We start from the raw sequence: 21,923 nt of genomic DNA, 5'->3' as shown, positions 1-21,923 counted from the left end.
CTTATTTCTTAGTGAATACGGGCGAAGTGAAGCGAGAGTCACCGAAGGACTTGTATTCGCCACCACCGGGCTTCCAAAGGATATAGGAGCCTGCTGTGAATGTACCCCAGACACCATTATCGACCAGCTTATAGCGCTTGCCCGTAGTATAGGTATCATCGAGCTTGCTATACATACCGAAGCCTGTGCCCCACGAGAGGTTGGTACCATTAGGAGCAGCCCAAACAGCGAGGAAGGCACCACCCGTATTCTCGAGCTTCTGCGTCTTGATCTCAAAGCGATCCTTAGCAGCGTCGTAGGTAGCGTAGATCGTGAGGTTGGGCGCCATACCCGTGATACGATAGAGGTTGCGTGCAGCCTGCGAGAAGGTGACGGTGCGAGGCGTCGTCCAGCCCGTGCACATCAGGTCATACTCACCGAGATAGTGAGCGAAGCCAGCGTAGTCGGGGTCGGTACGTGCCGTGAGCTTCTCACCCGTAGGAGTGTTGTAGCTCTTATCTGCATCCTTCCACAGCAGCGTGGAGACGCCGTTGTACTCCTTGTGGAACTGCAGGCCATCGGGCGTGTAGACGTAGGGGACCTCCGTCTTCTTGCCCGTCTCAGCATCCTCGATGGTAAGGATGTTGTACCCCTCATTATTGAGGTAGGCGACGACGGCCTTGCCTCCGAGCTTACCCGTCAGCCCATAGAGGTGCTGCTGGTACATGCTCTCCGAGGTATAGGCACGAGACTTTAGGTCGAGAACCTTCGCGAGATATTCCTTAGCAGCTACCTGCGGGCGGAACATGCGCATGACGACACCCGTCTTACGGCCCTTCAGATAGAGCGTATCGGGCGAGACCGAGCGAACGAAGGTGAACTCATAGTCGCCCTCGAAGCTCTTCCCTTCGCCAGCCCCATAGGACTTATCTGGGTCAGAGAAGAGGTGCAGAGGTGAGCTATACGTATCGAAGCTCAGCGAGACCATCTTGTCGGACTTCAGATGGTAGTTGCTCTTGACCTCTGCCGTAGAGTGGCCCTTCACGGGAGCATCCGAAGCCATGAGCACTTCGTTCTTAGCGCCGAAGGTCATCGTCACGGGATAGCCCCCGTAGAGGAGCTGGGTGTGAGGATAGTACTCCAGCACCCAGCCCGTGGAGGAGGCGGTGAGGATCTGCTGCAGCTCCGTAGTGAGGGCATTGACACGCTCCGAAGAAGACTTGTCGAAGATCGCATCAGGCTCCTGACGGCATGAGGGAAGTACCCCGAGGACAAGGCCTGCTGCTGCGAGGAGACCAAGACGGGCACCATGAAGGACAGCCCGCCCTATCGCTATATTCTTATTCATCGTAGTCTATGAATTAGGGGGTCTGACATTAGTGGAAGTACTGGGTGATGACCTGGCACTTAGCGTGGTCTGCATGCTCACCCTCCTGTAGCTCGAGGAACTTCGGATGGCGCATCAGCTCCTCGACGACAGCGTCACGAGCAGCTTCGTAGCCAGCGAGCATGCGGGCAGTCTGTGGCATCCCACGGAGTGAAGAGCCGAGGAGCTCCTGCCAAGAGCTCTCAATGAGAGGCAGACGGACCACCTCCTCAAGACGGCGCTGGGCGATAGCACGGAGCTGATCCATGTCGATACCCCACGTACCCTTCATGTACTTCTTGATGATGTCCATCTTCTTATTGAGCTTCGCACGGCCTTCGTCACCAGCGGCATTCATCACCGCATCCCACTGACTCTTGGGGTAAGTGATGTAGCAAGCCGTCATCTCAGCGATATCCTCGCGGGGCTGACTGCTGGCGTAAGCCGTGATAAAGCCCAGAGGCGCGTAGTCGCTGAGGCTACGGCGGTTGAACCACGAGGTGGGAGCATAGCCCTCAGAGATGGCGTCGTACTCCGTCGTAGGCCAGATCTTATTCTGGTGCAGGATGTGGCTGAACTCATGGTGCATGACCTGGAAGAAGGTCGTATTGAGCCACTGAGGGTCATTGACGTTGAGCCAGTTCGCCTGATAGAGCGTGACCTTCAGCCCACCTTCGGCCGTACCGAGAGTGATGGTACCGTCGCCGTTCCACGAAGCGGAACCGACGATGAAGAGCTGACGGGGCGAAGCCTTGCGCATGAAGTCAAGACGGCCCGTAGCTTCGTCATAGGCGCCATACCATGCGTGCTGGATGATCTTAGCGAGCTTCATGCTATTCTCGAGCTTGGCAGGCGCGAGGTTGCGTGAGCGGTCGGCCTCGATATCATCCAGGGTATAGATATAGCTGACGTTGTATGCGTCAGTATAGTTCTCTTTGAGCCAGCGGTCGAAGCTCGTCATCTCCTTGGACTCTGCCTTAGAGACGTGACGAGAGGGATCGGGCTGGTCGCTATCCTTACACCCACCGAGTGTAGCCACGAGGAGGGCTGCACAGAGGGAGAGCTTGATCTTATGTAGATACATAGTGTCTGATCTGATAAGGGGGTTCGTGTCTAATACCCAGGGTTGGGCTCTACGCCTACCGAGCGGATGCTGGCAGGGATCTGGAGGGCACGGCGATGGTCGTCCGTCTTGAGCGTCATCGTCTCGCCCGTGTAGAGCTTGTGGGTGATCTCGATGCCGTAGCGCTTGATATCATCCCAGCGCGTACCATCGTGCATGCTGAGGATACGGCGAGCGTGGAGCACGGCGTGCATCATATTCGTCTGCATACCTGCAGCGATGTCGAACTTCGGATGCAGGGGCTTGGAGACCGTCTCCTGCTTGCGGATCATCGCCTCGCGTACATCGTCGGGATCGGTGGGATTGATGACGACGTTGTAGTAGTCGGAGATCTGCTGAGCTGTAGCAGCCTGTCCCTTCTTAGAGACGTACCAAGCGGAGAGGTCGCTAGCAGCACCGTCAAAGTCGGAGAGCATCACGCGGGCCTCAGCTCTCCACAAGAGGACGCGGTCCACCGTGAAGGGGAATGCCACGACGTGGGGCTGCCCCGTGCGGGCTACGACGTCGGTGATCTCGAAGAGCTCACGATACTTGGGATAGTAGAGTGCGCCGTTGTTCGAGCCAAAGAGGCGGTCGTAGACGGGGAAGTAGCGTCCCCATGGGCCTGGGCTACGATAGGTCTGCGTCGAAGCTACGTGCCCGTTGTGAGCGTAGCGGTAGGACGTCAGCGCACGGACCCAGAGTGAGCGGGTGACGATGAGCATGAGGTTAGCAGGCTCGTCATCACGGATATAGGCATGGCAGATCTCATCGGCGTTGGTCAGCTTGTCGTACTTCGACATGTCACGCAGATTGGAGACGGCACCTGTACCGAGCACTTCGTCAGCATACTGCTTGGCCTTGTCCCACTTCTCGTAGTAGAGGTAGAACTGCGTGGCGAAGGCCTTCGCAGCGCGCGTCGTGAAGTGGAAGATAGGCTTGCTGTAGCGGTCGTCATTGATCAAGGGAATACCCTCCTCGATGTCCTTAGCGATGAGCTCGTAGACCTTCGCCACAGAGAGGCGGGGTACGGCACGCTCGAGCTTCGTCTCGGGCTTCGTGAAGTAAGGGATACCGAGATCCTTGTCGCTGGTGCGACCGTTGTAGGCCTGACCGAAGACATTGACCCAAATGAAGTTGGTATAGGCACGGCAGAGGAGCGCTTCACCGCGGGCGGACTCCAGCTCCTTGGGGTTGCCGAGCTCTTCGATGGACTTCAGAGCTTGGTTGGCAGTACCGACCATGCTGTAGCAGGTACTCCAGAAGTTCGTCTCATCATCCCAAGCCGTCCCGCTGGAGGGCTCCCAGAAGAATGCTTCGTGATTGCCAATGTGATTATCCTCGAAGAGGCGGCCGTTGTCCTCGACGTTGTCGGTACGGTTCTCCGTGAAGCCCATAGGCAGGAGCGTCGGATAAGCCGAGACGAGGAGGCGCTCGATCTTGTCAGCGCGGTTGAGCTCTGTACGGGTATCGGGCATGGTATCCAGGTAGCGATTGCAGCTACCGAGGGCGCCTGCCAGAAGGCAGAGGCCAGCCATTCTATATAGTCGTTTCATAGTGTACATGATCCTATTGCGTGATTAGAAGCCAATGTGCACCGTAGCCGTGACCTGCTTAGGCAGCGGGGTAGCTACCCCACCCGAGCGGAAGAACTCAGGGTCTTGGCCATAGAGCTTCTTGTCGGCGTACAGCAGAGCGAGGTTCGTGGCCTGCACCTTGAAGGAAGCACTCTTGAGGAAGCCCAGGCGCTTGACGAGAGGCGTAGGCAGCGTATAGGTCAGTGAGACCTCCTTGAGGCGGACGAAGCTACCATCAGCGACACGAGCCGTAGAGTAGTTGTAGGCTGCATAGCCCGTACCGAGGTTGGAGTAGCTGTAGTGGTCGCGCACCGAGGCGATGACAGGGATATCCGTCTTACGCTCATCTCCGAGGGTCGTCCAGCGATTGCGGTATTCCTTAGGCGTAGCCCAGAGGTCGGAATAGGAAGCATAGAAGGAGGGATCCAGGCGGAGCTTGTTACCACCCGAGTAGGTGATGAAAACGTTCAGCTTGAAGTTCTTGAACGTGAAGATATTCCCGAAGCTACCATTGTAGGTAGGCTCTGACGAACCCTCATACTTGAGGAAGTCCAGATCATCGACCTGCTGGAAGTTGATATCACGATAGTTGCGACGCGTGACCTGCTTCCCATTGACCATGAATGTGGGGAAGCCCTCATCATCGAGCCCTGTGAAGGGGATCGAGAAGAGCGAACGTACGGGATAGCCCTGACGAGCGAAGCCGTTACCGGTGAGGAAGTTGAACATGTTGCGCTTCGTATCAAGCTCAGTGACCTTATTGAAGGTCGAGCCGAAGATGAAGTCCGTCGTCCAGCTAAAGTCCTTCGACTGGATATTCTTCGTCGAAACGGAGAGCTCGAAGCCGTGGCTCTTCATCGAAGCGACGTTGCCCCAGCGAGTCCCCCCGATGGTATAGGCTGCACCGATGAGGTCGAAGTTGTTACGCCAGTAGATGTCAGCAGCGATGTTCAGGCGGTTCTTCAGCATACCCATATCGATACCGAAGTTCAGCTCATGCTTCTTCTCATAGGTGAGGTCTTCGTTCTCGAAGCTACCGATGTAGTTACGGTTCTCCGACTGCCCAGCCGAGGGTCTCCAGGCCGCGCGGCTATAGATGATGGCGCGGGAGTTGGTGACCCAGCTGGGGGCAACCCCTACGAGAGAGTATGAGCCCTTGAGCGTCAGGTGCGAGAGGAGGTGCTGCTTCTCGAAGAAGTCTTCGCTGTGAGCATTCCATGCACCCGAGATATTCCAGGTGGGGAGCCAGCGAGCCTTGCGTGTGCGACCGAGTCTATTCGTCCCTTCATAGCGGGTCGTACCCGTGATCGTATAGCGGCCCTTGTAGGAGTAGGTGGCGTTGGCGAAGAAGGCGACCGAGCGGCCGAAGCTCTTCGACAGGCCGTAGTAATCCCAGTTCTTCTCCGTGAGGCGCTTGAAGGCGCGGTAGTCCCAGAAGGGCGTCAGGCCACTGTCGTACTGCATACCCCAGCCGTCCATCCAGCGCGAGACGCGGTCCTGTGAGTTGACTTCGGAGCCGAGGTAGGTATTGATGATGTGGTCGTTGTTGAGCGTCGTATTATACGTAGCAGAGGCACGGAAGTCATAGCTCTCCATGGTGCGCGTCTGCGTATTGTAGAAGCCCCCTGCAGGGAGGATGGTCTCAGGCAGTGAGTTGGGCTTGTCCTGATCCTTCCAGAGGTACTGGTTGCCATTGCGTACGGTAGCGTCCTGCATAGCGCGGAAAGCGAGTGCGCGGTTAGCATACTCCGTGACGATGCTCTCCATCGTCGTACCCGAGTCCTTGTAGGCACCGAGCAGGGCGAGAGTCAGCCCCTTGATAGGCTTCCACTTCAGCTCGAGCTGGAGCTTGATATCCTTCACACCGAGGTCGATGTAGTTGTTGTCGAGCTCGTGCTTGATATTGAAGGGAGCGTAGTCACGGGTATAGAACTCATTGGGGTCGAGCGTGCGGCTCGTATTGAGTGCGTAGGAGAAGGGGTTGATGTCGAAGCCACGTGACACCTCACCAGTAGCAGCGTTAGCATCCTGAGTGACCGTACCTGGAGCACGCTGCACGCGTGAGGAGAGGTTGATCAGGGCAGATACCGAGAGCTTGGGTGAGAAGGTATAGGTAGCGTTGAGGTTCCCCGTGTAGCGGCGTACGTTGCTGGCACGCATCCATCCTGGGTCGAGCATAGCCGAGACGGATACATAGGTCTGGAGATTCTTCGTACCCCCTGAGAAGCTCAGTGAGTGATTCTGAATGAGCGAGGGAGAGAAGAGTTCGCTGAACCAGTTGGTATTGCGCATCTCTGCATCGCGGAGGTACTTAGCACGAGCCTCGGGCGTGTTCTCCAGCCCGAAGACCCCCGTCGTGGGGTTGTAGTCGTGGGTCAGGTGATACATCTTCCCGTAGATACCCGAGGAGCTGTAGTTGTAGACGCGGGCGAAGTTCAGCCAGCCCTTACGCTCCATCTCGTTGTAGACCTCCATCTGGTCCTGCGAGTTCATGATATTGTAGTCGCGGTAGCTGGGGACGAAGCGCGAGGTGAACTCCCCTGTGTAGGAGAAGGAGCTACTACCCGAGCGACCCTTCTTCGTCGTGATGACGATGACCCCTGCCATAGCCTTTGCCCCGTAGATGGACGTTGCCGAGCCGTCCTTGAGGATCTGGAAGCTCTCGATATCGTCGGCATTGAGGCCTGCGATAGCCGAGCTGAGGAGCGTCGTAGCGTCCCCTGAGCTGAGGTCATCAGCGCCGACGTCTACGACATCCTCCTGGATAACCCCGTCGACGACCCAGAGGGGCTTGGACGAACCCATGATCGAGGTCGCCCCACGCACGCGGATCTTAGGTGCTGTACCGAAGGTCCCTGAGAGGTTCTGTACGGAGACCCCTGCGGACTTCCCTTCGAGACCGCGGCTGATGTCAGCCATACCAGCCATCTTCACCTTGTCGGCCTTGAGCTTGTCGCTCGCCCCCGTGAAGAGGCGCTTGTCGGTGGCGACCATACCCGTGACGACGATATTGTCGAGGGTGGTGGCTTCGGGCTGGAGCTTGATGACCATGCCGTCCTTAGCCGTGACGGTCTGGCTCTTGTAGCTCACGAAGCGGATGAGGAGCTGGTTCTTGCCAGCAGGGAGCTTGATGGTGAAGTCACCCTTGGTGTTGGTCGTGACACCCACCTTCGTCCCAACGACTAAGACGGAGGCCATAGGTAGGGGATCTCCGCTTTCGTCGAGGACCTTGCCTCGGATGGTCTGAGCTGTACCCTGGGCTAAGAGGTCGCCCCCTAAGCCAATGACCAGGCCTATCATCAATAGTCCTAATCGGATCCAGCCCATGCCCAATCGAAGTACTCTTTGATTGTTCATAAGCAGTGTGTAGTTTGTTTGTGTAAGTGATTAGCGTGTATGCATGGCGATGTGGGCGAAGGCAGGGCACAGAGCTGGGTGCTCGGATCAGCTGAGGGATGCACTCGTCCCATGGTATCGTGTAGCTATTTCTTCATACAGTATCGTTTAGTCGTGATGGTGTCCGGTGACAGAGTAGAGGTCAAGGGTAGCTCATACTGCGAGACCACTCCATGGTACATTGGGCTCGCGGCGCTACACATTCGATTGGCGTGCTCTATCGTTGTCAAATGTATGGATTTCCTTTATACACACCAAGACTCAGACTAAATTAAATTCACGGCAGGCGACCTACCGAAAATACCGAAATTCCCTCGCGCTGATATTTTCTAAAATAATTGCCTTTCAGAGCCGTGACAAAAGGATAGCACTCACACCATATTTAGACGCTCTACCCTACCCCAACCCCTACAGATTGCCACATTTCCCCACGATTCTGTGGTACAGGCTCCCATCTAAGTACACTACGAAGAAGTAAAGGAAAGCACCAATATCCTTGCATTTCATGCCGCATTTACCCCTCCTGCGGGGCCATTCTCTGCCTCCTCAAAGGGGCGCTTCCGAAGGACTGTAGCACAGAGCAATACGAAGGAGGGAAAGTAACCTATAGTGGTCAGAGCCGCGACCACTACTGGAGACTGGTGCTCCGCGTAGGGATAAAAGTTATGGACGAGTGGAAGATAAGTTTGGACTACGTATGTGGCTCTAAGATCTACGTACGTGGATATTGGGATTTACGTGCCTGGTCTTTAAGACTACGTACATAGATGCAGGAAAACCACTACGTGAAGGCGCTTTTTTCTTCACGAGAAGGACACTTTTCCCTCCGCTGAATAAGAGGAATACGAAGGTACAGACTTCTCTCGCATCATAGTCTTCGTAAGAGGTGCAAACCAAGAAGGCCACCCTTCTGCCTCGACAAATCTCCCCAGCAGTTAGTTCCTCTTCTCTCCACCCAAAAGCAGCGCCCCCGAAGGATGACCTTCGGGGGCGCTACTTATATATATGTATAGGGCTTATTCGCTGGGGAGGATATCACCGAGGATAGCTGCCGTAGCACCGCACTCCTCTCTGAAGTAAGCACGGGTACGTGCCTCAAGGGCCTTGCACTCTTCCTCCGAAGAGAAGCGCTGGAGGAGCTGTGAGAGCTCCGCCCGATCGTGCAAGATGAAGCCCGACTCACGGCGCACCAGCTCTCGCACTTCACGGTGCTTGCGGATCTCTGGGCCGAAGAAGACGGGGATGCCATATACCGCAGCCTCAAGCGTATTGTGCACGCTCTTGCCGAAGCCACCGCCTACATAAGCCCACCTACCATAGCGGTAGACCGAGGAGAGCAGGCCGAAGCAGTCGATGATGATGCAGGCAGTGCCCTCAGGTAGACCCTTCGCTTCGTCATACTCGGAGAGGCGAATGGATGGACGCTTGAGCCCCGACTCGATAGCTCTCAGGTGCTCCTCGTGGATCTCATGCGGTGCCAAGACCAAGGCGAAGTCCTCGGGAGCCTCCTCATTGAAGTAAGGCAGGAGGATAGCTTCGTCCTCGGGCCACGAGCTACCGACCACCAAGAGGCGACGGCCACGAGAGAGCTCCGCTACCGCAGGGATATCCTTCGCTGCACGGGCGATCTCCTCGACACGGTCGAAGCGCGTATCCCCTGTGACCTCGACCGACTCGACACCGTGCTCCAGAAGAAGCGTGCGCGAAGCCTCGTCCTGCACGTAGAGACGGCGGAAGAGGTGCAGCAGACGCAGGTACCAGCCTCCGTAGCTACGGAAGAAGAGCTGGTCGGGGCGGAAGATCGCCGAGACGAGGTAGGTAGGGATAGAGCGTGCAGCCAGCTCGCTGAGCATCGTAGGCCAGAAGTCGTACTTGATGAAGATAGCTACTGCAGGATGCGCCAGATCAAGGAAGCGGCGCACCGATGAGGAGCGATCCGAAGGCAAGTAGACCACGACATCTGCCCCAGCATAGTCCCGACGCACCTCATAGCCTGAGGGGCTGAAGAAGGAAAGTAGGATCTGATACTCGGGGTGTGCCTTGCGCCACGCCTCCATAAGCGGACGACCTTGCTCGAACTCTCCCAGAGACGAGGCATGGAACCACACCACGGGACGATCCGCCGTGAGCCCCTTGAGGCGCTGAGGAGTCTCCCGACGCCCCTCGATGATGAGACGAGCCTTCCGATGGAAGGGGGCCACCAGATGGAGCAGTGCCGAGGCCGCTATGCCAGCTATGCTATAGAGTGGATTCATGCAGTGGGTACGACCCGCTTAGCCCAGGACTTCGATAGCACGCTGCAGACGCTGGAGGGTCTCTCTACGGCCGAGCAGTGCGGTGATATCAAAGAGGTGGGGGCCCTTAGCAGCACCGACGAGTGCCAGACGGAAGCAGTTCATCACCGCACCGAGGCCGTAGCCCTTCTCCTCGATCCAAGCCTTGACGACCTCTTCGGTCGCCTCGCTGGGGAGATCTTCGGGCTGTGTGGCGAGGAGTGCAGCGAGCTCGGTGAGCTGGGCTGCGCTGTCTTCCTTCCAGCGCTTCTTCACGGTCTTCTCATCGTAAGCCGTGGGGGCGGTGAAGAAGTAAGCGATCTGCTCCTCAAGCTCAAGGAGCGTCTGAGCACGCTCCTTAGTCAGGCCGATGGCGCGAGCTACATAGTCTGCGTCGAAGGTGATACCTGCAGCCTCGAGGCTGGGGCGCAGGAGGGCGGCCAGACGCTCATTGCTGGAGGTCTGGATATAATGATGGTTGAACCACTTCCCCTTCTCGTAGTCGAACTTAGCACCAGCCTTGCTGCACTTCTCGATACGGAAGTAGCGGATCAGCTCTTCCATGCTCATGACTTCCTCGTGATCATTACCGGGGTTCCAGCCGAGGAGTGCGACGAAGTTCACGACAGCCTCGGGGAGGTAACCGCTCTCGCGGTAGCCCGAGGACACCTCACCCGTCTTGGGATCGACCCAGCGCAGGGGGAAGACAGGGAAGCCAAGGCGGTCGCCGTCACGCTTGCTGAGCTTACCGTTGCCCTCGGGCTTGAGGAGGAGTGCCAGGTGAGCGAAGCGGGGCATCGTATCACGCCAGCCGAAGGCTTCGTAGAGAAGCACGTGCAGCGGTGCGCTGGGCAGCCACTCTTCGCCACGGATGACGTGGGTGATGCGCATCAGATGGTCGTCGACGATGTTCGCCAGATGGTAGGTAGGCAGGTCGTCAGCACTCTTGTAGAGCACCTTGTCATCGAGGACGGAGCTATTGAAGGTCACGCGACCACGGATCATATCGTCGACCTCTACCTCTACGTCGGGCGTGACGAGGAAGCGGACGACATACTGCGCACCGCCTGCGATGAGAGCATCGACCTCCTCACGTGGCAAGACGAGCGAATTGCGCATCGTGGTACGGGTCGTAGCGTCGTACTGGAAGTTCGCTACCGTCTTACGCTTCTCCTCCAGTTCCTCGGGCGTGTCGAAGGCGATATAAGCCTTACCCGCGTCGAGGAGCTGCTGGACGTACTTACGGTAGATATCGCGGCGCTCGCTCTGACGATAGGGGCCGCAGTCCCCACCATAGCTCACGCCTTCGTCGAAGCGGATACCCAGCCACTCGAGGGCCTCAATGATATAAGCCTCCGCCCCAGGGACGAAGCGCTGGCTATCTGTATCCTCAATACGCAGAAGGAGCTCACCGCCGTGAGCCTTCGCGAAGAGATAGTTATAGAGAGCTGTGCGGACACCGCCGATATGCAGCGCTCCCGTAGGGCTGGGAGCAAAGCGAACGCGTACTGATTCGTGTGACATAGTGCTATGGTGATATGCTTGTTGTGTGGATGCTGATGTGACTACCGCCCATCGTCAGATGGGAGCTGGAGCGTCCAGCCCGTGTGGCTGTCGAGCTCCTGCTGTAGGAGGGTGAGGCTCTCGGCCTCAAGAGGGGTCCCTTCACTCAAGGGGCAGGTGGGGGAAATGAGATGTATGGTACCCGAAAGGAATATCGTGCGCTCTCCTTCGCCTACGAAGGGAGCTAAGATGAAGCTCCCTGGCGAGTGCTCTTCGATGAGGACCGAGTGAGCGACCCAGCGCCCGAGGCGCAGGTGATGGCTGGCATAGCGAGGCTGGGGTGCGAGGGACATACGGAGTGGTTAGAGTGCCGTAGCGGAGTCATCGCCAGAGAGCTCCGTAGCGGGCTCCTCGGGCTGAGGCTCGTCGGCTGGAGTGGGTGTAGGCTCGGGGGCCGCACCCGTATAGCGGACAAGGCTGAAGCTATCGACGACGAAGAGCGGGCTCTTGCTCTTCGGCAGGCGACCACGCAACAGCCCATAAGCCGCACGCATCGTCTTACCACTGGGTATGGTGATGGTGACTTGGTTGAGGCCAGGATGTAGGGAGGGAAGGATCTCGGCTTGCTGCGTAGAGTCCGCATACTGCAGGCGGAGCTGAAGCTGAAGCGCTGAGGGCGATGCCCCGCTTACACGGACGATGAAGCGGAGCTCCGTACCGCCCGTATAGCTGACGCTGGGCTCGAGGGCGAAGGAGCGCTCTACATAGCTCCCTGCGAGGTAGCGGCTGGCACTATCGCGCAGGAGGTTCACCGAGTCAATATCGTGCGCCGCCCACAGGCTGCGACGTCGCTCGATGCGGTCGAGGCTATCGACACGTACCTGCAGCGTCGCTTGGCGGGACTCCAGCACCAGAGCAGCGTGCTCATAGAGCTTCTGATACTCGACGATCTGATGGCGTCCGTACCAGACGAGTGAGCTATCCCAGTCGGCCAACGTATAGCCATAGCGGCTGAGGATGGCTTGGAAGCCCACGATACGCAGGCTGTCCTCGAGTCCTCGCTGGTTGAAGGAAGCCTCTGCCGTGAGCATCTCAGGCAGGAGTTCCTTGACCGTCTTGAGGTCGATCTGCTTCCACTTCCCCTTAGAGCCACCACAGGCACTCCCCCCGACAAGGAGAAGCGCCAGCAAGAGAGCCTTCAGTAGGCTGAGATGGGGCAGGGTGAAGCGAGACGACATAGGGCAAGACGACTAAGCTATTCCTCCGTATCCGTCTCCGTAGACGTATCCTTATCCTTTGAGGGGAAGAGGGTATCCAGCGCTGTGGAGAACGTGCGGCGATAGCAGAGGAGCAGGAGCGCCACACCTACAGAGATGCAGGCATCAGCGAAGTTGAATATCGGGCTGAAGAAGACGAACGGCTCACCGGCATGGATAGGGCTCCACGAGGGATAAGTCGTCTGGATGATGGGGAAGTACAGCATATCGACCACCTTGCCATGCAGGAAGGTACCGTAGCCTTCGCCCCAGGGGACGAGCTGTGCTACTGCCCCGCGGCTCGTAGAGAAGATCTCCCCGTAGAAGAGGCAGTCGATGACGTTCCCAAGTCCACCAGCGATGACGAGACCAAGCGTCAGGCAGAAGCCGAGTGAGAAGCGACGTAGCCGTAGCAGACGCACCAGATAGTACACCCCTGCGCCCATCGCCAGTATGCGGAAGAGCGTCAGAAGGAGCTTACTACCGAGCGTGATCCCGTAGGCCATCCCTTCGTTCTCGACGAAGTAGATCTTGAACCACGAGGTGATCTCGTGCATCTCCCCCTCGACCATTGAGGTCTTGACCCAGATCTTCAAGGCCTGGTCAATGACGAGTAGGAGGACGATAAACGCCGTCGTCCAGAGGGTCGTCTTGGAGCTTCTTGTCATCAGTCGCGTGGGGGCTTACTTCTTCTCTTGGAGCTTCGCCTCGATAGAGAGCGTAGCATGAGGCACAGCGCGCAGACGCTCCTTGGGGATGAGCTTACCGGTCTGGCGGCAGATGCCGTAGGTCTTGTTCTCGATGCGGCGCAGGGCTGCTTGGAGATTGTGGATGAACTTCAGCAGACGCTCAGCCATGCGACCAGCTTCTCCCTTGGAGAGGGAAGCAGCGCCGTCATGGACTGCCTTGAAGGTGGGCTGTGTGTCGGCTACGTCATTGCTCTGATAGTCGACGGCACTCTCACGCAGGAGATCGTAATCGCGGATAGCTTGCTCGAGCTTCTGCATGATAAGCTCACGGAACTCCTGGAGCTCCTCGTCTGTGTAGGAAGTCTTCTGGTCACTCATTGTATAGTTATCTGAATTGTAGGCAGGGCGGAAGAGTACACCCGCCCTGCCCGTGTGTTAGTTTGCCTTCTCTATATAGATGGGGATCATACGTTCGTCCAGGTCAAGCTCCAGCGTGGGTGTGAAGCCTGTCTGCTCCTCGATGGAGACGGCCTGCACCTCCTTAGCGATATAAGCTGAGTAGACGCTGAGCACACGGTGGAGCTCTTCGTCCTCGGGCAGGAGGATGCGTACCTTGTCACTGACCTCGAAGCCGCTCTGCTTACGCAGGTTCTGAATGCGGTTGATCAGCTCACGAGCCGTACCCTCGAGGCGCAGCTCATCGGTCACGGTGATATCCAGAGCGATGGTCAGCGTGCCTTCGTTAGCCACGAGCCAGCCAGGGATATCCTCTGAATAGATGTCGACGTCGTCGCGTAGGATCGTCACAGGAGTACCCTCGACCGTGAAGTCGATCTGACCCGTGCGCTCGATCGTAGCGATCTCGTCTTGCGTGAACTCTGCCACGACAGCAGCGATAGCCTTCATGATCTTGCCATAGCGTGGGCCGAGCTTCTTGAAGTCGGGCTTGATACGCTTGACGAGCACCCCTTCGCCGTCGGTGACGAACTGCAGCTCCTTGAGGTTCACCTCACTGAGGATGAGGGGCACGACGGGCAGGATAGCCTGATGGTCGGCCTCGTTAACGATGGGGATCATCAGACGCTGCAGGGGCTGACGCACCTTGATATTGACCTTACGACGCAGGGCGAGCACCATCGAGCAGATGCTCTGCGCCAGGTGCATGCTGCGCTCCAGGCTCTCGTTGATCTCCCCACGGCAAGCCGTGGGGAAGTCAGCCAGATGCACTGAGTACTCGGTGGCACTGGTGCCCTTGCTGGTGAGGTCGCGGTAGAGCTGATCAGCGTAGAAGGGGGCAATGGGTGCCATGAGGCGAGCCACGGTGACTAGACAGCGGTAGAGCGTCTGGTAGGCGGAGAGCTTGTCCGTGGTCATCTCACCAGCCCAGAAGCGGCGGCGAGAGAGGCGCACGTACCAGTTGCTCAGCTGCTCGGAGACGAAGTCACCGATAGCACGAGCGGCACGCGTAGGCTCGTAGTCCTCCAGATCGCTATCGACCTCGAGGATGAGGCTATTGAGTGTAGAGAGGATCCAGCGGTCGATCTCGGGGCGCTCAGCATAAGGGAGCTCCTCACGAGAGGTAGGATCAAAGCCATCGAGGTTAGCATACAGCGCGAAGAACTGATACGTATTGTACAGCGTCGCGAAGAACTTACGGCGTACCTCATCGATACCCTCGACGTCGAACTTCAGGTTGTCCCAAGGCGACGAGTTGCTGATCATATACCAGCGCAGGGGGTCAGAGCCGTACTTCTCGATCGTCTCGAAGGGATCGACAGCGTTGCCCAGACGCTTACTCATCTTGTTGCCATTCTTATCGAGCACGAGCCCGTTGGAGATGACAGCCTTGTAGCTATTCGTCCCACGTACCATCGTAGCGATAGCGTGGAGCGTGAAGAACCACCCACGCGTCTGGTCCACCCCTTCGGCGATGAAGTCCGCGGGGAAGGCACGACCGCTGTCGAGCAGTTCCTTATTCTCAAAGGGATAGTGGAGCTGTGCGAATGGCATAGCACCCGAGTCAAACCACACGTCGATGAGGTCCGTCTCACGGCGCATAGGCTTACCCGAGGGCGAGACTAAGATGATATCATCGACATAGGGACGGTGCAGGTCGATCTTATCGTAGTTCTCCTGCGTATATACCCCAGGAGTAAAGTCCTTCCAGGGGTTAGCCGTCATGAAGCCAGCTTCTACCGAGCGCTCGATGGCGTGGTAGAGCTCTTCGACGGAGGAGATACAGATCTCTTCACGACCATCCTCGGTGCGCCAGATGGGCAGGGGCGTACCCCAGTAGCGGCTACGCGAGAGATTCCAGTCCTGGAGGTTCTCCAGCCACTTACCGAAGCGCCCCGTACCGGTACTCTCGGGCTTCCAGTTGATGGTATCGTTGAGACGCATCATCTCCTCACGGCAAGCCGTGGTGCGGATGAACCAGCTATCCAGAGGATAGTAGAGTACAGGCTTGTCCGTACGCCAGCAGTGGGGATAGGAGTGCACGTGCTTCTCGATCTTGAAGGCACGACCCTCGCCCTTCAAGAGAAGAGCGATCGTCACATCCAGCGTCTCATCCTGATCGGTGAGCGTATCGTCGTAGGCGTTCTTGACGTAGCGTCCTGCGAACTCCTTATATATATCTACGTTGACAAAGTCCTTGACGAAGGCGGGATCCATATCCTCCAGACGGAAGAGACGCCCCTGCATATCGACCATAGGGCGCACATTGCCATCACGGTCGAGGACGGTCAGCCCAGCGATGTCGCTGGCCTTAGCCACCTTGTTGTCGTCCGCACCGAAGGTAGGTGCGATATGTACGATCCCCGTACCATCGCTCGTGGTGACGAAGTCGCCAGCGATGACGCGGAAGGCATCCCCATCGGGACGCATCCAGGGGAGGAGCTGCTCATAGCGCATACCTACGAGGTCCTTACCCTTCCACTCGCCGACGATGACGTAGGGAAGCTTCTTGTCGCCAGGCTGATAGGCTGCGAGTGCCTCTTCACCTTCGTGCTCCTTGCTGAAGAGCGTGTGCAGGAGTGCACGAGCTACCACAGCCGTGATAGGCGCACCCGAATAGGGGTTGAAGGAGCGGACGGCTACGTAGTCGATCTCAGGACCGACGCAGAGAGCCGTATTCGAGGGCAGCGTCCAGGGGGTCGTCGTCCAAGCGAGGAAGACAGCTTCACCATGGCCCGTCAGCTCGGCACGTGGATCGATGATGCGGAACTGTGCGACACACGTCGTGTCCTTCACATCACGATAGCACCCGGGCTGATTCAGCTCGTGCGTACTCAGCCCCGTACCTGCAGCAGGCGAATAAGGCTGGATCGTGTAGCCCTTATAGAGGAGGCCCTTCTTATAGATCTCGCTGAGGAGATACCAGAGGGTCTCGATATAGCGGTTGTCGTAGGTGATGTAGGGGTGATCCATGTCCACCCAGTAGCCCATGAGGCGGGTGAGCTGCTCCCACTCCTGCGTGTACTTCATCACCTCACGGCGACAAGCTGCATTGTATTCGTCGACGCTGATCTTCTTGCCGATATCTTCCTTCGTGATGCCGAGGGCCTTCTCGACCCCGAGCTCTACGGGCAGACCATGGGTATCCCAGCCGGCCTTACGGTCGACGCGGAATCCCTTCATCGTCTTGTAGCGGCAGAAGATATCCTTGATCGAGCGCGCCATGACGTGGTGAATACCAGGCATCCCATTAGCCGAGGGAGGCCCTTCGTAGAAGACGAACGAGGGCGCGCCTTCGCGCAGGGCAAGCGTGCGGGCAAAGAGGTCTTCCTCCTGCCACTGATCCAGCACCTTCTTATTGACCCCCGAGAGCTGGAGGTTATCGTATTCAGGGAACTTATGGCTCATACAGCGTCTATATTATATCGTCGTCGGGAGGAGCGACGGGCCGAGTGCGGCTACACCCCATCCCAAGGTAGTTCAAAAATTGATACAAAGATACAGCTTTCCATCGACGCAGATTCTATGCGTGCGATCCGATCTCCCCGCACCTTCCACCTCTCTATAGAAGTAACGTAAAAGAGAGCGCCCCCACGTAGTGTGTACCATAGATACACGCTATGCGGGGGCGCTGGTTTATAACACGTAGAGACCATTGCGCAAGGCCACCTCTTCACAGCTTACAGAATGGTCTCATAATAGGTATATGGTGCGAGGGTAGAGCTATATAGGATGGCGAAGAAAGCTATATAGCTTTGTGCAGCGACCTATATTAAGTTGTTGCTCCGCATAGGGATAAAAGTTGTGGACGAGTGGAAGATAAGTTTGGACTACGTACGTGGATCTAATATCTACGTACGTGGATATTTAGATTTGCGTGCCTGGTCTTTAAGACTACGTACATAGATAGAAGAATACCACTACGTGAAAGTGCTTTTTTCTTCACGAGAAGGATGCTTTTCCCTTCGCTGGATAAGAGGAATACGCGCGATAAAGCGAAGAGCTTGTGTATCGCTTCGGAGAGGTGTATCGGGGAGCTGGGCGTGCGATACCTTAGGACTCTAAATAGAGTACAGAACTCTGCCGCAACAGCCTCAAACCACTACTGCTTCGCACCACACCCCCGCAGAGCTGTCCGTACCGCCTTACATACAAGCCCCTCTTTCCCCTACCCCAAAGACAAAGAGAAGCCCCCGCCCACAGACGTCACTTCGTCCGTGAGCGGGGGCTATCCCGTAGGGTATTTGCTAAGCAGTGATGCTTACAGCTTGTAGCTCAGCGTCACCAGCGCATTGGTAGGCTCGTTGGGGAAGAGCTGCGTACCGTTCAGCACCGAGGTATAGTTCTTTGCATTGAGGACATTACGCACCTGTACAGCGATACCGAAGCCTGCGGGCAGGCGATAGGAAGCGCCGAGGTCAAGCTGCGTATAAGCAGGGAAGGTCAGCGACTGCGCTACGTTGTAGTACATCGCATCGCTGTAGCTCAGGCTATAGTTCAGCGAGAGGTTGCGGAGCGCCCCACGCTGGAAGACATAGTTCCCATAGGTGAAGAACTGCTTGCGGGGTACCCAGCTCATAGGCGTACCATCATGCAGGTTCAATAGCTTAGTCACCGCTGTTTCCTTGGCATCGGCTACGTGGATATCCGTATAGCTATAGCCAGCGACCAGCTCAAGACCAGCCACGGGGCGATAGGTCAGATCCGTTTCGAAGCCATTACCCTCCGTAGCACCCACCTGAGCCACGATGCTATAGCGCTTGGGCTTGCCGTTCTCCTGCTCTGTCACCGAGGTACGCTCAAGCTCGTTATTGCGACGAATATGATAAGCGGAGAGATTGAGCTGGAGCACATCAGAGAGCGTGTAGCGAGTGCCGACCTCGAACTGGTAGCCCGACTGAGGATCGAAGTAAGCACCACCACGGCGACCCGTGATCAGCTTACCCTCCTTGTCGTAGAAGCGCTCATGATTCGTATCGAGCGTAGTCGTCTTGTCGGGGATATAGAAGCTACCCAGCGACGTATAGAAGGAGAGCGCCTCCGTGGGCTGGTAGACGAGACCGAGGCGATAGCTGATAGCGTCGTCCGAACTCTTGTTATACTTATCACGAGCGATATCATCATAGCTATGCTTACCATCCTTGATCTCAAGCCTCGAGGCATCGCGATAGCTGTAGTGATCATAGCGGATCGCAGCCATGGCCTTGATCTTCTCCGAGAACTCAAAGACATTAGAGAGCGCGAAGCCATGGACCCACGTGTGCTGAGGCGAGACCTTAGAGAGTGTCGTCTTTATGTGCCCATTGAAGCTGGGGTTATAGGTCGTGTTCTCCGAGAAAGTGAGCGTTTCCCCATCGTTATCGAAGGTACGGCCGCCCCCCTGGACATCCGGTCCGTTGTACCCCGTATAGGTAGTACGCTGCAGGTACGTGGTGCTATAAGCGAAGCGCAGGTTATTCTTCACCGAGCCAAGGAAGAAGCTCCCTGACAGATCAAGGGTATTCTGCAGCGTCTTAGCGATGTGCTCGAAGCGCAGGGGGAAGGTGAAGCGGACGTGATTCAGATCGTAGTACGTCTTATTCCCGTCTTCATCCTTCGTATAGTAGCCGTACTTAGCCTCAGGCGTAGAGCTTGTAGGGTAGCTCAGCTCTTCCGTGCTGAAGTAATCGATATCATCGTAAGCATACGAGACATAGTCAGAGAGCTTCCAGCCCGAGGGGAGCGAGAGCGTGTACTTGAGGCTACCATTGTAGGCGCGGTTGTACATGAAGTCCGAGGCATCGTTGTAGCGCCATTCGCGCTTGAGACCTGGAAGCAATTCGCCCTTCTTGAGGTAGAGCTTATCATCGCTCGCACGATACATATCGGCCTCCATGACGGGGACGAGACCCGTATCAGTGCCGTAGAAGTCATTACGACCTTCGAGGCGCAGGATGAGGCTGTGGATGCCCTTCGTATAGCTAAGCGCTGCGAAGAGCGAGCGGTTCTTATCATTCGTAGAGCGCCACTGCTTGCCACCAGAGAGGAAGCCACCAGCGTAGAAGTTCAGACCATCGGTGATCTTCCCTCCGACATTCGCCCCGAGGTCGAAGTAACCCAGTGAGCCACCACGGACGTGAGCACCGAGGATAAACTTCTCCGTAGGGACGCGACGCGTGACGTTCACGACGCCACCCGTAGCAGCATAGCCATAGAGCACCGAAGCAGGGCCCTTGAGCACCTCGATCTGATCGACATTGTAGAGGTCACCTAAGGGATAGGAGTTCAGCGTAGAGCGTTCGTCACGAACTCCGTCAACCATGTAGACCGTGTTGTAGAAGCCACGGACAGAGATCTCACGGAACGCACCGTAGGTAGACTTCATCTGCACGGCAGGCACGAAGCGCAGAGCGTCCTTGACCTGCGTGATAGCGCGGAGGGAGAGGGTGGAGTCCGCGAGCGAACTAATCGTAAGAGGGAGCTTCTTGGCAGGGACACCCAGCGGGTTGATCCCTTGCTCCTGTCGTAGGCGTGCTGTCACTTCGACACCTTCAAGATGGCGAATGGAGTCGGCAGGCGTGCCCTGTCCTGCCCACGCAGGTGCAGCAAGGCACAGCGCGCTCAGGAGCGAGACGGTAAGAGTCTTCATAAATGAATCGTCAAAATCTAATTTAAAGGTGATGTAAAATAGTTATCGGTATTGGTCAGCTCCGGCAAAGGTGGCCTACAGGCTTAGCACCTCCCGAGCATTTCCGCTGCAAAGGTAGCCCTTTTATCTTGACTTTCCACAAGATATCCACCAGCGGAAGGCTAGACGGACGCTACACTCTGGCCTCTACGAGCACACTCCACGCTCCTCAAAAGCACTATCTTTGCGCTCGGCAAGGTTCATTCCAACGCCCTTTACCCTTTCAATGAAGCAAGAGCAAATCATACTTCTCCGTGGCGTCATGCCCAGCGGAAAGAATAGCATCCCCAAGATGGCTGTCCTATGCCAGCACCTCGAAGAGGCTGGCTTCGAACATGTACGCACCTACATCCAGAGTGGAAATATCCTTCTACTTAGCGACCTTCCCAAAGAACTACTTAGCCAGCGCATCCATGACCTCATCAAGGAGCGCATCGGTGCAGACCTCGCGGCACTCGTCTTCCTCCCCGAAGAGCTGCAGGCGTGGGTAGACAGTCTTCCCTTCGCAGATGACCTGGATCCCAGTCGCATCTTCTTCACCATGACCATGGCATGTCCCACAGCCGACCGCCTACAAGCGCTCGCGGAGAAGACTTGGAATGAAGAGGCAGCCCTGCATCTCACCGAGCGCTGTGCCTACATATACTCCCCCAAGGGCTATAAGAATACCCGTCTCACCAACAATGCCCTGGAGCGTTACCTCGGTGTGACCTGCACTACGCGCAACCTCAATACCATCCGTCGCCTCCTCTCTCTCTCCCAAGGCGAATAGCGAGCAAGCTGCCCCTCGGCATCTATCCCGTCCTCCTTCAATAAAAGCACACGCAGCGCGCGCCCTATGGGACTTCCATCGGGCGCGTGCTGCATTATATATAATGGTCGGACTATCACATCCAACCGAGAGGATGGCTCTTCCCTGCCGACGAGAGCCTCACGCGATAGCGTAGATGAGAGCGCAAGACCAGAGCCCAGATCAGCACCCCAAAAGAAGCAGTACTGGTCGCCGAAGCAACCACTACTGGTCACGACACGAAGCAGTAGTGGTAACATAGAGTAACCACTACTGGTCCGAACGCTGACCACTGCTGGTTCGTTTCTGAGAATTATAGTGGTTGCCCTCAGCAAAGGGAAAGGGAGGAGACAGATAAAGGCAAGAAGCTAAGACGAAGCATCGAGGGCAGGGGCCTTTATCCGACAGACGTATAAACGACGATAGGGTGATGAAGCCGCATCGGCTCCATCACCCTACCCCATAGATCTTCCTGTAGTATGCGACGGCATAGCTTGGTGCCTCATCCCTCGCTGCATCGCGCCTTGCTACGGCATAGCAAGCGGAATGGCAGTAAATGGAATGGTAGCAAGCAGCAAGCTCACGGCATCATCATCACCTTGTATAAAACGAAGTGGGTGTGATCACTTGCGTAATCACACCCACTCTCTTAAAATGGCGGCTACCTACTCTCCCACAAGACGCAGTACCATCGGCACGATTGGGCTTAACTTCTCTGTTCGGAATGGGAAGAGGTGGAACCCCAACGTTATAACCACCTAAATATCTCTATATTTAGACAATCATTGACTTGATAAAAACGCACAATACTCACCACCGTATCGCTAAGTCGGTATACAACCTCAGGCAAAAACTTTCGGGCAATTAGT

13 protein-coding genes and 1 rRNA gene are annotated in these 21,923 nt (G+C 56.6%); 1 reads left to right on the top strand and 13 read right to left on the bottom strand.

The features are described 5' to 3' along the window. Position 1 precedes the first annotated feature (1 nt). The 12 genes from HMPREF1121_RS08700 to HMPREF1121_RS08170 form a co-directional block, all read right to left on the bottom strand. Positions 2–1,327: a DUF4302 domain-containing protein gene (locus HMPREF1121_RS08700; protein WP_052353660.1), complete on the bottom strand. Its 1,326-nt coding sequence runs from the start codon at positions 1,325–1,327 to the stop codon at positions 2–4. A 28-nt stretch (positions 1,328–1,355) separates the two neighbouring features. Then, complete coding sequence (locus HMPREF1121_RS08220) at positions 1,356–2,429, bottom strand: zinc-binding metallopeptidase (protein ID WP_052353659.1); 1,074 nt, start codon at positions 2,427–2,429, stop codon at positions 1,356–1,358. A gap of 29 nt (positions 2,430–2,458) precedes the next feature. Next, positions 2,459–4,003 (bottom strand): RagB/SusD family nutrient uptake outer membrane protein, encoded by a 1,545-nt coding sequence (locus HMPREF1121_RS08215; RefSeq protein WP_044115836.1) that lies wholly within the window; start codon positions 4,001–4,003, stop codon positions 2,459–2,461. Between the two features lie 24 nt (positions 4,004–4,027). Next, complete coding sequence (locus HMPREF1121_RS08210) at positions 4,028–7,381, bottom strand: SusC/RagA family TonB-linked outer membrane protein (protein ID WP_232223772.1); 3,354 nt, start codon at positions 7,379–7,381, stop codon at positions 4,028–4,030. 1,055 nt (positions 7,382–8,436) lie between these two features. After that, positions 8,437–9,675, bottom strand: coding sequence for a 3-deoxy-D-manno-octulosonic acid transferase (locus HMPREF1121_RS08205; RefSeq protein ID WP_044115780.1), 1,239 nt, complete (start codon positions 9,673–9,675; stop codon positions 8,437–8,439). 18 nt (positions 9,676–9,693) lie between these two features. Beyond that, the gene (gene gltX / locus HMPREF1121_RS08200; protein WP_044115779.1) at positions 9,694–11,217 is read right to left on the bottom strand and encodes a glutamate--tRNA ligase; all 1,524 of its coding nucleotides are present in this window, start codon (positions 11,215–11,217) and stop codon (positions 9,694–9,696) included. Positions 11,218–11,258: 41 nt separating this feature from the next. Next, positions 11,259–11,549 carry a hypothetical protein gene (locus tag HMPREF1121_RS08195; RefSeq protein WP_044115778.1) on the bottom strand — a complete coding sequence of 97 codons (291 nt, stop codon included), beginning with the start codon at positions 11,547–11,549 and terminating at the stop codon, positions 11,259–11,261. A gap of 9 nt (positions 11,550–11,558) precedes the next feature. Beyond that, positions 11,559–12,434 (bottom strand): DUF4296 domain-containing protein, encoded by an 876-nt coding sequence (locus HMPREF1121_RS08190; protein ID WP_044115777.1) that lies wholly within the window; start codon positions 12,432–12,434, stop codon positions 11,559–11,561. A 17-nt stretch (positions 12,435–12,451) separates the two neighbouring features. Beyond that, positions 12,452–13,120 (bottom strand): lipoprotein signal peptidase, encoded by a 669-nt coding sequence (locus HMPREF1121_RS08185; protein ID WP_044115776.1) that lies wholly within the window; start codon positions 13,118–13,120, stop codon positions 12,452–12,454. Between the two features lie 15 nt (positions 13,121–13,135). Then, positions 13,136–13,519: a TraR/DksA family transcriptional regulator gene (locus HMPREF1121_RS08180; RefSeq protein WP_044115775.1), complete on the bottom strand. Its 384-nt coding sequence runs from the start codon at positions 13,517–13,519 to the stop codon at positions 13,136–13,138. A 57-nt stretch (positions 13,520–13,576) separates the two neighbouring features. Next, positions 13,577–17,005 carry an isoleucine--tRNA ligase gene (ileS, locus tag HMPREF1121_RS08175; protein ID WP_044115774.1) on the bottom strand — a complete coding sequence of 1,143 codons (3,429 nt, stop codon included), beginning with the start codon at positions 17,003–17,005 and terminating at the stop codon, positions 13,577–13,579. An 853-nt stretch (positions 17,006–17,858) separates the two neighbouring features. After that, the gene (locus HMPREF1121_RS08170; protein ID WP_044115773.1) at positions 17,859–20,225 is read right to left on the bottom strand and encodes a TonB-dependent siderophore receptor; all 2,367 of its coding nucleotides are present in this window, start codon (positions 20,223–20,225) and stop codon (positions 17,859–17,861) included. 265 nt (positions 20,226–20,490) lie between these two features. Here HMPREF1121_RS08170 and HMPREF1121_RS08165 point away from each other — a divergent pair, with 265 nt between their 5' ends. Beyond that, a complete protein-coding gene (locus HMPREF1121_RS08165; protein ID WP_044115772.1) occupies positions 20,491–21,036 on the top strand; it encodes a DUF1697 domain-containing protein in 546 nt (181 codons plus the stop codon). Between the two features lie 670 nt (positions 21,037–21,706). On the opposite strand, the gene rrf is transcribed toward HMPREF1121_RS08165, so the two are convergent. After that, positions 21,707–21,816, bottom strand: a 5S ribosomal RNA gene (rrf, locus tag HMPREF1121_RS08160). Between the last annotated feature and the right edge of the window lie 107 nt (positions 21,817–21,923).

Source organism: Porphyromonas sp. KLE 1280, from assembly GCF_000700805.1.
GTDB lineage: Bacteria > Bacteroidota > Bacteroidia > Bacteroidales > Porphyromonadaceae > Porphyromonas > Porphyromonas pasteri.
The sequence above is the reverse complement of the archived record's forward strand: the minus strand, read 5'-3'. Positions and strand labels throughout refer to the sequence as shown.